The organism is Rhizobium sp. 01T444 (assembly GCF_056398305.1).
Map to the genome: position 1 here is coordinate 1 of NZ_JBFTPD010000030.1, position 13,295 is coordinate 13,295.

Here is a 13,295-nt window from a genome sequence, read left to right on the forward strand (position 1 = left end):
CTACATGGCGGCTTTCGTTGCACATAGGTCTACATGGCGGCTTTCGTTGCACATAGGTTGAATACACCATTCGCCAGAACGGCTCAGACCATGGCTGCCAAGGGCAAGCCCTTCAAAGTCATGATCATCGCCATCGCGCGAAAAATCCTCGCCACCGCAAACGCTCTGATAAGGGACAAAACGATGTTCAATCCAACCTGACAAACACAGTTGCCAGCCGGCTTGCGTCTGCAAGCCGAAAAGACTCTTGAAAAACAGCGCCGAGACAGTCCACTCTTCAACCATGAAGGGCTACGTCTACATCCTCGCGTCTAAGAGAAACGGCACGCTGTACACCGGCGTGACGAGTGATCTTCCAGGCCGGCTATACGAGCATCAAAACGAGCTGACGCCGGGTTTTACCTCTCGATATGGCGTCAAGACGCTCGTTTGGTTCGAGGAGTATGATCTCGTCACGACCGCGATCACCCGCGAGAAGACAATCAAGAAATGGCCACGTCAGTGGAAGCTCAATCTCATCGAGGAGAATAATCCGGAATGGGAGGATATTTCCAGGCATTTGATGGGATTATGAGATCGCCGCACCGATAAGAGTCCTTTCGGCTTGCAAACGCAAGCCGGCTGGATTCCTGTGACATCCCTTGTGCCGGCACGAGGGCACAGGAATGACGGAGGAGAGGGATTGCTCGCGTGCCACCCATCAGCTCCGCTGCGACTACCATCCTGGCAAACCACCCCCACGAGAAAACGCCCGGCCACCCATGATGACCAGGCATCCTCGACCCGCGCCGTGTCAGGCGATGGGGATCAATTATTGTGGGCCGCGCAGGCTTCGTCCGTCGGGGTGGCGTTGCTGGTGCCGCCCTGGGTCTGCAACTTGCCGGGGCCGGTGCCGCTGCTGCTGGCGGCTTCGCCGGGGCAGTCGGGTCTCTTCATCTTCATGGCGCTGCCGGCCTTCGTGCTGCCGGTGGTCGTCTTGTCCATCACCGGCTTCTTGGTATGCGTCGTGCCGGCGCCGCCGCCGGAATCGACGGTGCTCTTGTCCATCGTGTGGGCCGTCGGAGCCGGGTTGGACTGGGCGAAGGCGGATGTGGCCATGCCGAGGGCAAGCAGCGACGCTGCGACAATTTTCATGCGCATTGGTCTTCTCCTGAGAGCATTCGGTTGCTGATCTCTAGGGAACCGCGCGTGGCCGAGATTGTTCCCGGCAATTTTCACTTGCCGCGCTCCCTTCCCCTTTTCAATCTCCGAGCGTGCGCCATCTTAAGCTTCAATCGGTTCGGCCGGTGACCGCTTCATTCGAAACGGCCAGAGGGGCAAAGGCCGAATAAAGAGGCGCAGCGGAAACGATTCGCCACGCCCACATTCGACCTCAGGCCCGGAAAACCCCGCCGGGCTTTTTTCCTGCGCCGTCGGCGGGTTTGCGGGAGAAATAGTTCGCCCTGGCTTCAGTTCGCGAGATATTTCTGCAGGAAGCCGCGAATGCTGGCGATCGATTGTTCCGCCGCAGCCGCGTTATATTCCTCCACATGCCCGAACACCGTCTTCGGCTTGATCATGGCCTCATCATCGAAATCGTGACGCGCTCCCGGATAGATATGCAGCTCGACCGGTGGCCCCTTGCCGCTGAGCCGCGACACCCGCTGCCGGCAGCGCTCCGCCGGGCTCCAGTCATCGAGATCGCCATTCAGGATCAGCGTCGGCACCGTCGCATCGCTCTCATGCGGCGCACAGACCGGATAATAGGCAACCGCCGCCCTGAATTTCTTGTCCATCAGCTGCTCATTGCCCTCGATCTTCGTCGCCTCCAGCGTCGCAATCCCACCCGCCGAAAAGCCCATCAGCGCGACGCGCCTGGCATCGACGAAGCCGCTCTTCGTCAGGAAGTCCAGCGCCCCATAGGCATCGAACACCCGATCGGGAAGATAGGTCTTGCAGCTATTCTCGATGTTGCGGGTAGTGAAACTGTCGACCACGAGGGAGACATAACCCCAGGAGACCAGCCGCTCCGGCCAGACCTCTTTCACATGGGCATGGATGCCGCCGCATCCGTGCATCAACACCACGGCCGGAAACGGCCCGTCGCCCGGCGGACGGGTGAGATATCCGATGAGCGGGGTCGCCTGCGGTGATGGCAGCGCTACGCCCTGTTCTTTCGCCTTGCGCTCAAGAAACGGACTTGGCTTGACCGTGGCGCTGTCGAAGTGAACCAGCTCGTCGGCTTGGGCCTGCGGTATGAAGTTCAGGGAGACGACGAAGCAGAACAAGAACCGCGCGATTTTCACTGAACGACCTCTTGCCGGATGGATGGCACGACATTGACACTTTCACCACGCAATTTGGGTGAAGCGACGGTCAAGGCAATGCGGCGGAGAGGCGCACCATCCGGCGACCGCTGCTGGTGCAGAGCGGTGTCACGGTGGGTGACAGTGATTGCGGTTCAGTTCCACGCCTTCGCTGCTCGGATCGTGGCGACTGCCGGGTTTGGCGTGGATGACAGCTCGATCACCGAGAAAATCACAGAGGTCGAGCGAGATACCGCATGGCGTCGGCCGTCAGCGTTTCCATCCGCGCCCTGAGCGCCTTCTCGTCCACATCCTTGCCGGCGGCGCGGATATCCGCAACCATCTTGGCGATCAAGCCTTCGTCATCTGCTCCGGTCACCCTGAGAGTGATGATCTCGCCGATATAGGCCTCGCTGTCCGCGCCCGTCATGCCGCAGACCCAGCGGGCGAGCAGTCGGTCGCGGCGCGATCGCACCCTGAATGCCATGTCGGAATCCAGGAAATACATCTGCTCCAGCGCCTTCTCGCGATCTTCGAATACGGTCATGAGGAAAGTTCCCCTGTCGCATTCGTGGTCTCCAGCAGATGGTGGAGAAATGCAGGCTCGATCCTCACGATCCGGCGCAAGCGGCTGCCTTCCGCAATCGAGGGCAGATGAATGAAGGTTCCGACGCGCCGGTAGGCGATGCGCGAAAGCCCCTCGATCGGCTCCTCATCCTGCACGATCTTGTAGTCGCCGGCCGGATGGATCTCACCAACGAGATCGGGCAGCGTGAAGGAGGCGGAGAAATGGACGATGGTGTTGGTCGTGCGTGTTGACGATTCGTAGGCTGACATGGTGACAGGCTCCAGGTGAAGGCGGTTGACCGCAGCCGGGTGAAAGCCTCATCGGGCTACGGCATCGGTCTGGCAATCGGAATTCGGAAGCGTGGCTGCCTTCAAGTCTCTGACACCGGCGAGAGCCATATGGCCAAACGACGACCGGATATCATTGCGCTCCAATTGAGTCGCGATTAGGACGAAAAGATAAAACAATAGTTTTATTGGGCCTTCATACTCACATCACAAGAATTTTTTTAATATAATTGAACGATTACAACAGAAATGGCGAATAAAATAATAAACAAAGCGAAGATTTTTTATTGTGTTATTATTTAAGTACGCGAAATCGCGTGCTTTTTTTAAAGATTGGAATTCGTGATGCAAAATATAACATGGCTTCGCCCCGGCCTGTGGGGCGCCGTGTGCGGCGCGGCCGCATTGGCGATCGTGGGCTTCAGCTGGGGAGGCTGGGTGACCAGCGGCAGCGCCCAGAAAGCCGCCGGCATCGAGCGCACCTCGGCGATCGCCGCCGCGCTGACACCCTACTGTCTCGACCGCGCCAAGAGCGATCCGGCCTCGGCGCAGATCATGGCCGAGCTGAACGCGGCCGGCACCTATGGACGCAGCGACATCATCAAGAAGGCCGGCTGGGCTACGCCGCTCGGCACCACCGAACCGAACGCGGACCTTGCGCAGGCCTGCCAGATCGCTCTTGGAAAGCCGAGCTGAGCGTTTCGCCCCCGCAAAACCGAGGCCGGCGAGAAATCCCCGGCCGCTTGCCCCACCGACCGCTCACCCAAGCCAACCGCTCGCCCATCCTTCCCGGAGGATGATCATGCACAGACAGAAATTCGCCTGCGCCATGACTGCCAATTCCCGGCCGGCAGCGGCAGACCGCTGAAACCATGGGGAGACCCCGCCTTCGACAGCGATACGGCACTCCATCCGGCGCCGGCGCGATGAAGGGTGGCGGCTTCAAGACACGAACAGGAGGCATGCAACATGCCTGGAAACACACCCGACAACCCCGCCTCTCATAGGGATGGAAGGCATCACAACGCCAATGCGAAGCGCCCGGCAAGGAGCCCCTCGGCCGTGGAACTGATCGCCCAGGCCACCGCTGCCCGCGCCGCCCTGAACGGCCACCAGCCCGGACCGTCAGACAAGGCTCCGGCCGGCAATGATCTTCCGACAATCAAAGAACTCGAGGAAGCGCGCGGCGACCACAAAAAGAAGATCGCCACCGAGAGAGAAGCCGACGGGAGAGCACGCGAAGCCTACAAGAAAGCCCGCGGGGCTGATGGGAAAGACCAAAAATCCAAAGAAGAAACCGAGACGCGAGCAATCCGCGCCCGGTGGAGGCCCGCAGCATGAACGGCAGGCTCAGCGCTGCAGCCGGATCGCCGCCTGGATCAGATCCTGATGGAAGCGATGGTTGCGCAGATCCTCGGTCATCGTGACCAGCCTTTCCCGCGCCAGCCCCGCCGGCTCTCCCCGCACAAGCATCCCGTCGATCAGGATCTCCTGCGCCGAAATCATCTGCCGGTCGGCAACCACTTGCCGGCGCGCCACGTCCAGGTCCTTCAGGGAATAGTTCATGGACAATCATATCACATGCCGGACATGCTGTACGGAAATCCGTTGGGCTCAGGCGCCTGCCATCCGAGTGGCTACAACATCGGCCCGAAAATCGGAATCATGCGCGCGAGCAAGGCCGGATGATCTCCTGCGGCGATGGTTGCCCTACTCCGCAGCCTCTCCGCGCTGCGGCTCCACCGCATCCACCTCTTCCAGCGGCGCCAGAACCTCCACCTCATACGAGTAGCCCTCGAGCATCGTATAGGTGTGCTCGATCGTCTGGATCTGCTTTTCCGTCTTGCGGATGGCGTCGGCGATGGCTTCGCTGCGGGCGCGCAGCATGGAGCCGAGCACGTCGGTTTCCGGGCGCCGGCCGAGGCGGTCTATGTGTTTGCGCACGCGGGCGCGGTGGCGTTCGAGCTCCAGGATGTGGAATCGGCTCTTGACGATATCGTCCGACAGTTTGCGGCGCATGGCGGCGACCGGGTCGAAGCTGCCGGGTTCGCGCTCGTCGAGGATCACCTCGTTGACGAGCGATTCCAGCATCAACACGCCTTCGAGATCCTTGGGGTCGGCCAGTTGCGGATCGTAGCCGGTATCGTCATAGACGCGCCGGCGCACGGGATCCTGCAGGAGTTCGTAGGCGATCTGCAGCCTGTTGAAATGATCGGTGTCGCCGCCGGCATCCGGATGTGCGCCCTTGGCGGCCTTGCGCCAGGCAAGCCTGATCGCCTCGCCATTGGCGTCACGCTCCAGTCCAAGCATGGCATAAGGATCGATCACGCCGGCACTTCCTTCATTCACTGCTTCGTCCCTCCGAGACCTACCGGCTGGCTCGCGCCGCATCAAGCCCCGAAACACCCTGCCATAATTGCGGCCGCTCGGGACGAAATTGTGGAACGGGGCGGATTTTCCCACAGGCAAGGGGTTAACGGGGTGCGATTTCTGCTGCGCTGGTTGGCTAAACCCAGGCAAAAGAACAAACGGGCAGCCCTTCCGGGCCACCCGTCGTCTCGACCCGTTCTCGATCAGTTGCCTGGCTTGTTCTTGATCGCCGCGTCTATCTGCCTCTTCACAGCATCCAGGTTGAAGGAGGCCGGATCCTGCATTGGCGGGTAGTCAACCGCCGTAAGAGCGAGTTTGGCGACTTGCTCCTGAACGCTCACGAAGCGCCAGAACTCGCGAGCAAAGAAGTCATTCATGTAGCCTCCACCCAGATCATTGAGGCTTTGCTCGCCAATCGACGGTGTCCGMTCGAAGGGATCCTGACGGATATTGACCATCGTGGGCATATCCGTCGTTACCTTTGCGCCGGGCCAACCCTGCGGCTGCTGAAAGAACTGAAACTTGAAATTGTCGAGGCGTACAGCACCCAGAGCAGGGCCGCCGAAGTAGAAAAACTCATGACGTGCGGACGGCGAATTGCCTTCCAGCAGGTCCAGCTGGTTGTAGCCATCGAGGTGGTTCTTGTAGGTCACGTCACCCAGCTTCACCCCCTTGAGCAACTGGTCGGTGATATTGGGATTGCCAGCCGCAGCCACCAGCGTGGGGAACCAGTCCAGGGCGGAGAAAATACCGTTCTCGACGGTGCCCGGCTTGACCCTGCCCGGCCAGCGGATGATTGCGGGTGCGCGGAAGCCGCCCTCCATCACAGTACCCTTGGTGCCCTTGAACGGGGTCATGCCGCCGTCAGGCCATGTAAATACTTCTGCGCCATTGTCGGTCGTGAAGACGACGATGGTGTTGTCGGTCTCGTCGGCGTCCTCCACGCATTTCAGGATGGCACCGACGCTATCGTCCAATTGCGCCATGCCGGCTTCTTCGAGACCATAATTGGTCTGGCTGTTCATCAAAGCCTGGTACTTGGGAGACAGGAACGTCCAGACGTGCATGCGCGTCGTGTTGTGCCAGACGAAGAACGGCTTGCCCTCGGTCTTGGCCTTGTCCATGAAGTCGCAGGAAGCCTTGACCAGCACTTCGTCGAACGTTCCCATGTCGTACTTGGCCTTGGGCGTTATGTCATGCATGTTCGGCACGTTGGACATATCAGGGTATGGCGCCAGCGGGCCTTCGTCGATGATCCGCTGCTTGCCGATCTTGCCCCAGCGCGGCTGCTGGGTCGCGTCATCAGTATCAGTGGCAAAGCTGTGCACCAGATTGCGCGGCCCGACCTTGTCACGGTACGACTGGTCATCCGGGAACGAATACCAGTAGGGGTCCGACATCGCATCGAGGTGGTACAAGTACCCGAAGAACTCATCAAAGCCATGCAGAGTTGGCAGGAACTTGTTCAAATCGCCGAGGTGGTTCTTGCCGAACTGGCCCGTGGCGTAGCCCTCGGTCTTGAGGACGGCGGCGATGGTTGCGGCCTTGTCCGGCATGCCCACATCTGCGCCCGCCTGACCCACAGTCGTCAGGCCAGTGCGCAATGGGATTTCACCGGTGATGAAACTCGCCCGGCCAGCCGTGCAACTCGCCTCGGCATAATAATCGGTGAACATCATGCCATCGGACGCCAGCTTATCGAGGTTCGGCGTCTTCCCGGACATGATGCCCCGGTGATAGGCACCGATGTTGAACCAACCAACATCGTCGCCCATGATGACAAGGATGTTGGGTTTCGACTGCTGCTGTGCGACTGCCGGTGCGCCGAGCGCGGTTGCGCATGCGGAAGCCAGCAGACCAAAGCAAAAGTTTCTCATGGCACTCATGGCATATCCTCCGTTGAGTTTGCTCGTTGCTCGGCCCCATTGGCACGGCCTCTCAGAGTAAAAGGATGCCATCCTCTCGGCCGAAGACGATCTGATGTCGTGACAGTTCGCGGCATGATGTTGTGGGAAGTCGGGTTGTTGGCCAGATGAATGCCGCGCTGATCATTCGCCATAGAGTGGCGACAGGCGTACCCGCTATCGAAGCGTCGATGGCCAGTAATGAAATGCTTGCCCTGGCGTCTGCCTAGGTGTCAGCCGCCGCCTTGGCGGATAATCGCACATCTTTGCCTTCACCACCAGATTGAAGACTCTCGTCGCCACACTCCGATGGTCGGGACCCGCCACGTCATGGCCGTTTTGCGCGCAAAATGACCGCTGGAACCGCTGTGAAGCGGCGTGCGGCATTTGCCACATCATACCGCCTTTCTCTACCCTTCTGTCCGCGGGCTGATAAAAGGGATTCCAAGGGAACCGGGAGTCCGTCAGCCGGAAGATGCAGGCCGCCGCCTTCAGGTTGTAAATCTCGCCTCGTCCCGTAATGGCACAACCTTGCAAGGCTCTGCTAATCTTTCGCCAACCATTTGAATCATCACCCATTCTCGCAACCGCGAACGACATGCCACAATATTGCCGCTTGCTTTTTGCCCGAAATGCTGGCACGAACTGCAACACTCGGGCATTTCGCATGCCGGTGACTGGACTGAAGTGGTAATGCCCTTTCGGAGCGCCAACTCCGGTAGGGCGGTATGGGTGACACCCATGCGCGTAGATGTTCTTTCCCCGTACGTGACGTCTCGACTGACCCTTCGCGCCGGGCTCCAGGGCCGAAACGCGAAAGCTAAAGCCGTCCGCCTCCCCACCGCCGGGGGTGCGGATAAACTAACTACCAATGGGAAAAGGACTATCCCCCATGGCCACTAAGGGCACCGTAAAATTCTTCAACCAGGACAAGGGTTTTGGTTTCATCACGCCGGAAGGCGGCGCGAAGGACGTTTTCGTCCACATCTCCGCTCTCCAGGCTTCTGGCATCCAGTCGCTCCGCGAAGGTCAGCAGGTTTCTTTCGACACCGAGCCGGATCGCATGGGCAAGGGCCCGAAGGCTGTTAACATCCAGGCCTTCTGATCTGATTCAGGTCTTTCTGCGTCAAGCAGGCGACGGCGCTCCGTAAGGGGCGCCGTTTTTGTTTCGGGATGGTGCGGAAGATGCGGATCCGGTCTGTATCCCCGAAGGAAGTCCCCTCCCCAACCCCTCCCCACAGGTGGGAGGGGCTTAACGAGCTGCGCCCGCCTTCCAAATCTTCTACGTATCTACAGGAGTGAGGCGGCACCTCGGGGTTAGTCCCTCCCCCTTGTGGGGAGGGGTTTTCACCGTACCGTCAACCCTCGCCCCATGCCCCCGCGAAAATTCCCGCGCCGCCATCAGCACCGGCATCAGCGCCCTGCCCGCCTCCGTCAGCTGATATTCCACACGCGGCGGCTGCTCGCCGAAATCCCGCCGTTCGACAAGCCCGTCCTGTTCCAGTTCCCGCAGATGCTGGGTCAGCATCTTCTGCGAAATGCCCGGCATGTCCCGTTTCAATTGCAGGGTGCGCATCGAAGGCTCGGCAAAGAGCCGGAACAGGATCGGCAGCTTCCTGCGCCCGCTGATCATTTTGAGCACCCGCGTCACATGCGCGACGGAGCCGTCAGGCCCGAGGCAGACGGAGCGTTCTTCCTGTCCTACAGGCACTTTTAAGTGCGTAATTGTGTCAAGCATCGTCCTGTTCTTCTGTGCTTTCCTCCACTCCAAGATAGGAACACCGCGATGGATTTGAAACTCGACGGCAAGACGGCGCTCGTCACCGGCAGCAGCAAGGGCATAGGCGAAGCGATCGCCAGAGGGCTCGCCCGCGAGAAGGCCACGGTCATCGTCCACGGCCGCAACAGGGCCGAAACGGAGCGCGTGGCCCATGAGATCATTGCCGAAGGCGGCCGCGCCCATGCGGTGACCGGCGACCTCACCATCGATGACGAGGTGGAGCGCCTGATCGACGAGGCACAGGCGCTTGCCGGCCGAATCGACATCCTCGTCAACAATGCCGGCGGCTCGGGCGAGCCGGAGGACTGGGCAAACAGCCGCCCCGCCTCCTGGGCCGCGGCCTACGACCGCAATGTCCTGGCCGCAGTCCGGGTCACCACAAGGCTGCTGCCTGACATGCGCAAGGCAGGCTTTGGCCGCGTCATCAATATTTCCAGCCTCGCCGGCCTGATGCCGCCTGCCGGCAGGCCTGATTACTCCGCCTGCAAGGCCGCCATGAACGCCATGACCTCTTCCATGGCCAAGGCGGTGGCGGCCGAAGGCGTGACCGTCAATACGATTTCGCCGGGCACGATCCGCAGCGCCCGCCTGGACGCCCGCTTCCGCGAGGTGGCGGGTGAGCGCGGCGTGGCTGCGGATGCCGCATGGGAGACGATCGAACAGGCGGTGCTGCCCCTCTTCGCCGAGGTGCCGCTTGGCCGGGTGGGAACGCTGGACGAAATCGCCGACGCCGTCTCCTTTCTCGTCAGCCCGCGTGCGGGGTATATTACGGGGGTGAATCTCAGGGTCGATGGCGGGATGCTGCCGGCGATTTAGCGTGGATGCGGCAGAAGACCGGAATTCGGTAGCAGCGCCACCAGTCGAAGGGAGTTGGTGGCCGCTTCGCGCCCGCCAATTGCGGTCATCAGGAAGGCTCTATTGTCGCTCCGCCTCAATGACCGATACCAATCGAAAGGTTTCGCACCACAGCAACAAGTCGGGCCTATAGATGCCTGCTCGTTCAAAATATTCTCGGTGCGAAGTACGCCATTGATGAAGACTAGCATCGCCTTCTCCCTCCTTGGCAGCAAACTCCTGGCCAATTTCATCGAATGCCATCTGCTCAATCAGGACGGTTTCCAACACCGCTCTCGGGCGGCCTGCGCCATCACAAGCCACAGATCGCCGACCGACTTCAGTCTGTTGGCCCTCTTCAATCGGCCAGCATGTGGCAGTCTTCAGGCCGCATAGAACTAAATTAAGCAACTGATCAGCAAGCTTTGGCTCATCACCGAAGGAGAAGCGGTCCAACTTTTCCCAAGACCCTTCTGTATATGGTTCGTCAGCAATCATATCGCGGCTCCAGCCCGTTCCATGTTCAATGCCCGAACCTATATCTTGAGCTTGCGAAGACCGCATGTCTGCTGTTGGCGCCAAAAGCGGTCACCCCGGCGCCCTGACATCGAGCGAGACCGGTCGGGGCTTCCCGCCACCCGGGCCTCAGCGACCTTCGTCCGCAGGGTCACGCGCCTGTTGGAAACAGTCGATCAGCATGTCGGTCAGCACACGCACCTTCCGCGCGGGATACTGACCCGGCGGGCGAATGACATAAACGCCTGCCGGAGGGGGCGGATGGCGTGTCATGACCGGAACCAGCGCGCCGGAGGCGACATGATCATCGATGACCCCATCGGGAATCCAGGCGATGCCTAGCCCTTTCAAAGCCGCCGCAAGCAGAGCCATGGCGTTGTCGGCTTTGAAGCGTCCCCGCGGGTAAACCGTGACAATCTCCTCGCCATCCATGAATTGCCAGGCTTCCGTTCCCTGCATCAGGGCCTCGTGGTTGGCGAAATCCTCCGGCTTTTCGGGAGACCCATGCGTCCTGATATAATCGGGGCTTGCGACCAGCTTCCCATAGATCGGTCCGACGCGCCTTGCGATCAGGTTGGAATCCTGCAGATAGCCGACGCGGATCGCGCAATCGAAGCCCTCGGCGATGAGATCGACGAAACGATCGCTATAGACGGTTTGGAGCTGGAGCTGCGGGTGGCGCTGCGCCATGTCCGCGAGCACGGGCGCGAAGTGGGTCGGGCCGAAGGACAGCGGAACGGCCACTCTCAGGCGGCCACGAAGATCGCCGGTGGGCAGGATCGTTTCCCTGGCGATGTCGATCTCGGCACAGACCCTCGCCGCATGATCCCGAAACGTTATCCCAGCCTCAGTCAGGGCCGCGCCACGGGTCGTACGTGCCAGAAGCTGGACGCCGAGGTCCGCTTCGAGCCGGGCGAGCCGCCGGCTGACGATCGACTTGGTGACGCCAAGCCGGCGCGCGGCGGGCGAAACGCCTCCGGCATCGGCGACCTCGACGAATGTCCTGAGCTCTTCGATATCCATTTTAGCGTTCCCCGTTGCGCGACACAGCATGGCAGAAGCGAGCACTACCGTATCGCAAAGGGGAATGACAATGTCCGGCGCGGAGGCGGCGCGGCTGTCAGCGCAAGTCTTTCGTCGAACCAAACTCAAACAGACGGCAGCAGAGGATCCCTTCATGACCTTTCGTAATGGCCTTGCTTCGCTTCTTCGTCCCGAAGATTCGGTACTCGTGCTGATCGACCACCAGCCTTACCAGCTTGCGAACCTGAACAGTCACGAACCTCAGATGGTCGTCAACAATGCGACGGCTCTGGCGAAGGCCGCCAAGGCTTTCGGCGTCCCCACCATCCTGACCAGCGTGGTCGCTGCGCGTGGCGGTCTCATCTTCCCGCAGATCACCGATGTGTTTCCCGACCAGGAGGTGATCGACCGAACGTTCATCAACACCTGGGAGGACCAGAAGGTTGTGGATGCGGTCAAGGCGACGGGCCGCAAACAGCTGATCATCGCCGGTCTATGGACCGAGATCTGCGTCGCGATGCCGGTAATTCAGGCCCTCGGTGAAGGCTGGGATGTAACTGTCATCACCGATGCATCGGGCGCCGTTTCGGTCGAAGCCCACGCGGTCGCCATCCAGCGCATGATCGCGGCCGGCGCCAACATGATGACGTGGCTGGCGCTGGCCGCCGAATGGCAGCGCGACTGGGCCCGTCTCGAAACTGCGGGCAAGATAACGGACGTGCTCGTGCAGCACGCGGCCGGCAGCGGCATCGCCTATCTGTGGGAACAGCAGCTGCTCAACACGCCGGTGCCAGGCACCGCGGGCTGATCTGGGCGGGGATGACGAGCGCTTATCTAGGTTCGTCATCCCCATCATTTGGATGCGAGGGTTCGGTATTTCGTTTGGGCCGGAAGGCGTCATTTGTAGATTGACCACCTTCGCATTAATTCCCCACCCAGATAGGTCCCGATATACTCCCCCCGCTTCCAGAGCTCGGCGCGCAGCCGGGCCTCGACACCCCCGGATGTCACCGGGCTAAGACACAGCATGCAGTCGGCAATCACCTCCCCCGGCTGCAGGATCGCCTCGATGGCGGCTGCCTCCTGCGCGATATCAGTGTAATCAGACATCGCCAGCAGTTGCCGCTCCGCCACCCTTGCGGCTTCATGCAGTTTGCGCCTGAGCGCAATAAGCACCGCATCGTCATCGTCGGCGGGCGCTTGCTCCATCGTGCCGCCACCCGCCTCGATCCGCGCAAGCAGCAGTTCGATACTGCGCCCGAGATCGTCACCAGCCATTAGCTGCGTCCGCCATGCCTCAACCGCCTGCCTGCATCGCGCGCGTTCCCGGCCGATCGCCGAAGCAATCGCCCTTTCCTGGCAGAAGCCGGCCGAAAGCTGCGCGGCCCGCACCAGCACCATCAGGTCTTCGGGAATATCCTTCAAGAACGCCACCCGTTGGGCGCAAGAATGGTTGGCGTTTCTGCCGGCTGGAAGCATGTCACCGATCGGTGAGAGGCGCCGTCAGACACCGCCGACAATGCTGCGATCCGCCGTGATGGCGCACCGTGCCCGAATGCCTTGATGATGGTGATGTCGCTCCTTTCGAGCGGGCAGGCATGCATGCAAAACTCTCCTGTTGGATATCGCTGCCGTCATAAGGTTGTACCCGCCAATGCCCGCAACAATCAAGGAAATTATTCCTATATTCGATCACGATCCATATCAGGCGAGACTTTTCGGGGACCC

The 13,295-nt window shown here is 60.6% G+C and carries 18 protein-coding genes; 6 read left to right on the top strand and 12 right to left on the bottom strand.

Features of this window, described 5'->3' with window-relative positions; all coding sequences use genetic code 11:
* Entirely contained in the window at positions 1-285 is a 285-nt protein-coding gene (locus AC1DTN_RS29475; RefSeq protein WP_477923773.1) for a hypothetical protein, read from the bottom strand.
* On the opposite strand from AC1DTN_RS29475, the gene AC1DTN_RS29480 reads away from it, so the two are divergent.
* Positions 284-574 carry a GIY-YIG nuclease family protein gene (locus AC1DTN_RS29480; protein ID WP_477923774.1) on the top strand — a complete coding sequence of 97 codons (291 nt, stop codon included), beginning with the start codon at positions 284-286 and terminating at the stop codon, positions 572-574. The genes AC1DTN_RS29475 and AC1DTN_RS29480 overlap by 2 nt on opposite strands.
* A 233-nt stretch (positions 575-807) precedes the next feature.
* Here AC1DTN_RS29480 and AC1DTN_RS29485 read toward each other — a convergent pair whose 3' ends face one another.
* The 4 genes from AC1DTN_RS29485 to AC1DTN_RS29500 all read right to left on the bottom strand — a co-directional run bounded on the left by AC1DTN_RS29485 (position 808) and on the right by AC1DTN_RS29500 (position 3,122).
* Positions 808-1,140 carry a hypothetical protein gene (locus AC1DTN_RS29485; RefSeq protein ID WP_310388327.1) on the bottom strand — a complete coding sequence of 111 codons (333 nt, stop codon included), beginning with the start codon at positions 1,138-1,140 and terminating at the stop codon, positions 808-810.
* A gap of 308 nt (positions 1,141-1,448) precedes the next feature.
* Positions 1,449-2,285 carry a dienelactone hydrolase family protein gene (locus AC1DTN_RS29490; RefSeq protein WP_477923775.1) on the bottom strand — a complete coding sequence of 279 codons (837 nt, stop codon included), beginning with the start codon at positions 2,283-2,285 and terminating at the stop codon, positions 1,449-1,451.
* Positions 2,286-2,517: 232 nt separating this feature from the next.
* Positions 2,518-2,832: a DUF1476 domain-containing protein gene (locus AC1DTN_RS29495; RefSeq protein ID WP_442205654.1), complete on the bottom strand. Its 315-nt coding sequence runs from the start codon at positions 2,830-2,832 to the stop codon at positions 2,518-2,520.
* Positions 2,829-3,122 (bottom strand): hypothetical protein, encoded by a 294-nt coding sequence (locus AC1DTN_RS29500; RefSeq protein WP_025669895.1) that lies wholly within the window; start codon positions 3,120-3,122, stop codon positions 2,829-2,831. The genes AC1DTN_RS29495 and AC1DTN_RS29500 overlap by 4 nt, the downstream gene beginning before the upstream one ends.
* A gap of 363 nt (positions 3,123-3,485) precedes the next feature.
* Here AC1DTN_RS29500 and AC1DTN_RS29505 point away from each other — a divergent pair, with 363 nt between their 5' ends.
* Positions 3,486-3,836: a hypothetical protein gene (locus AC1DTN_RS29505; protein WP_007818485.1), complete on the top strand. Its 351-nt coding sequence runs from the start codon at positions 3,486-3,488 to the stop codon at positions 3,834-3,836.
* Positions 3,837-4,202: 366 nt separating this feature from the next.
* Positions 4,203-4,481 (top strand): hypothetical protein, encoded by a 279-nt coding sequence (locus AC1DTN_RS29510; RefSeq protein ID WP_477923776.1) that lies wholly within the window; start codon positions 4,203-4,205, stop codon positions 4,479-4,481.
* 9 nt (positions 4,482-4,490) lie between these two features.
* On the opposite strand, the gene AC1DTN_RS29515 is transcribed toward AC1DTN_RS29510, so the two are convergent.
* The 3 genes from AC1DTN_RS29515 to AC1DTN_RS29525 all read right to left on the bottom strand — a co-directional run bounded on the left by AC1DTN_RS29515 (position 4,491) and on the right by AC1DTN_RS29525 (position 7,396).
* Entirely contained in the window at positions 4,491-4,706 is a 216-nt protein-coding gene (locus AC1DTN_RS29515; protein WP_477923778.1) for a hypothetical protein, read from the bottom strand.
* A gap of 144 nt (positions 4,707-4,850) precedes the next feature.
* Positions 4,851-5,450, bottom strand: coding sequence for a J domain-containing protein (locus tag AC1DTN_RS29520; RefSeq protein WP_244430578.1), 600 nt, complete (start codon positions 5,448-5,450; stop codon positions 4,851-4,853).
* Positions 5,451-5,713: 263 nt separating this feature from the next.
* A complete protein-coding gene (locus AC1DTN_RS29525) occupies positions 5,714-7,396 on the bottom strand; it encodes an arylsulfatase (RefSeq protein ID WP_477923779.1) in 1,683 nt (560 codons plus the stop codon).
* Between the two features lie 910 nt (positions 7,397-8,306).
* On the opposite strand from AC1DTN_RS29525, the gene AC1DTN_RS29530 reads away from it, so the two are divergent.
* The gene (locus tag AC1DTN_RS29530) at positions 8,307-8,519 is read left to right on the top strand and encodes a cold-shock protein (protein WP_007818490.1); all 213 of its coding nucleotides are present in this window, start codon (positions 8,307-8,309) and stop codon (positions 8,517-8,519) included.
* A gap of 177 nt (positions 8,520-8,696) precedes the next feature.
* Here the strand turns inward: AC1DTN_RS29530 and AC1DTN_RS29535 are convergent, their stop codons facing one another.
* Positions 8,697-9,152, bottom strand: a complete 456-nt coding sequence (locus AC1DTN_RS29535; RefSeq protein WP_477923781.1) for a winged helix-turn-helix transcriptional regulator — start codon at positions 9,150-9,152, stop codon at positions 8,697-8,699.
* A 48-nt stretch (positions 9,153-9,200) separates the two neighbouring features.
* Here AC1DTN_RS29535 and AC1DTN_RS29540 point away from each other — a divergent pair, with 48 nt between their 5' ends.
* Complete coding sequence (locus tag AC1DTN_RS29540; RefSeq protein ID WP_477923782.1) at positions 9,201-10,010, top strand: SDR family NAD(P)-dependent oxidoreductase; 810 nt, start codon at positions 9,201-9,203, stop codon at positions 10,008-10,010.
* A gap of 99 nt (positions 10,011-10,109) precedes the next feature.
* Here AC1DTN_RS29540 and AC1DTN_RS29545 read toward each other — a convergent pair whose 3' ends face one another.
* Positions 10,110-10,526, bottom strand: coding sequence for an ASCH domain-containing protein (locus AC1DTN_RS29545; protein WP_442205650.1), 417 nt, complete (start codon positions 10,524-10,526; stop codon positions 10,110-10,112).
* Between the two features lie 147 nt (positions 10,527-10,673).
* Entirely contained in the window at positions 10,674-11,567 is an 894-nt protein-coding gene (locus AC1DTN_RS29550; protein ID WP_113321938.1) for a LysR family transcriptional regulator, read from the bottom strand.
* A gap of 154 nt (positions 11,568-11,721) precedes the next feature.
* Here AC1DTN_RS29550 and AC1DTN_RS29555 point away from each other — a divergent pair, with 154 nt between their 5' ends.
* Positions 11,722-12,375 (top strand): hydrolase, encoded by a 654-nt coding sequence (locus AC1DTN_RS29555; RefSeq protein ID WP_477923835.1) that lies wholly within the window; start codon positions 11,722-11,724, stop codon positions 12,373-12,375.
* Positions 12,376-12,464: 89 nt separating this feature from the next.
* Here the strand turns inward: AC1DTN_RS29555 and AC1DTN_RS29560 are convergent, their stop codons facing one another.
* The gene (locus tag AC1DTN_RS29560; protein ID WP_442205648.1) at positions 12,465-12,992 is read right to left on the bottom strand and encodes a hypothetical protein; all 528 of its coding nucleotides are present in this window, start codon (positions 12,990-12,992) and stop codon (positions 12,465-12,467) included.
* Positions 12,993-13,295 lie beyond the last annotated feature (303 nt).

Bases quoted from the DNA above. Each gene is read 5' to 3' on its own strand.
- AC1DTN_RS29540 (WP_477923782.1), top strand. From the start codon at position 9,201: ATGGATTTGAAACTCGACGGCAAGACGGCGCTCGTCACCGGCAGCAGC.
- AC1DTN_RS29475 (WP_477923773.1), bottom strand. From the start codon at position 285: ATGGTTGAAGAGTGGACTGTCTCGGCGCTGTTTTTCAAGAGTCTTTTC.
- AC1DTN_RS29505 (WP_007818485.1), top strand. From the start codon at position 3,486: ATGCAAAATATAACATGGCTTCGCCCCGGCCTGTGGGGCGCCGTGTGC.
- AC1DTN_RS29485 (WP_310388327.1), bottom strand. From the start codon at position 1,140: ATGCGCATGAAAATTGTCGCAGCGTCGCTGCTTGCCCTCGGCATGGCC.
- AC1DTN_RS29500 (WP_025669895.1), bottom strand. From the start codon at position 3,122: ATGTCAGCCTACGAATCGTCAACACGCACGACCAACACCATCGTCCAT.
- AC1DTN_RS29530 (WP_007818490.1), top strand. From the start codon at position 8,307: ATGGCCACTAAGGGCACCGTAAAATTCTTCAACCAGGACAAGGGTTTT.
- AC1DTN_RS29480 (WP_477923774.1), top strand. From the start codon at position 284: ATGAAGGGCTACGTCTACATCCTCGCGTCTAAGAGAAACGGCACGCTG.
- AC1DTN_RS29495 (WP_442205654.1), bottom strand. From the start codon at position 2,832: ATGACCGTATTCGAAGATCGCGAGAAGGCGCTGGAGCAGATGTATTTC.
- AC1DTN_RS29535 (WP_477923781.1), bottom strand. From the start codon at position 9,152: ATGCTTGACACAATTACGCACTTAAAAGTGCCTGTAGGACAGGAAGAA.
- AC1DTN_RS29545 (WP_442205650.1), bottom strand. From the start codon at position 10,526: ATGATTGCTGACGAACCATATACAGAAGGGTCTTGGGAAAAGTTGGAC.
- AC1DTN_RS29520 (WP_244430578.1), bottom strand. From the start codon at position 5,450: ATGCTTGGACTGGAGCGTGACGCCAATGGCGAGGCGATCAGGCTTGCC.
- AC1DTN_RS29555 (WP_477923835.1), top strand. From the start codon at position 11,722: ATGACCTTTCGTAATGGCCTTGCTTCGCTTCTTCGTCCCGAAGATTCG.
- AC1DTN_RS29515 (WP_477923778.1), bottom strand. From the start codon at position 4,706: ATGAACTATTCCCTGAAGGACCTGGACGTGGCGCGCCGGCAAGTGGTT.
- AC1DTN_RS29550 (WP_113321938.1), bottom strand. From the start codon at position 11,567: ATGGATATCGAAGAGCTCAGGACATTCGTCGAGGTCGCCGATGCCGGA.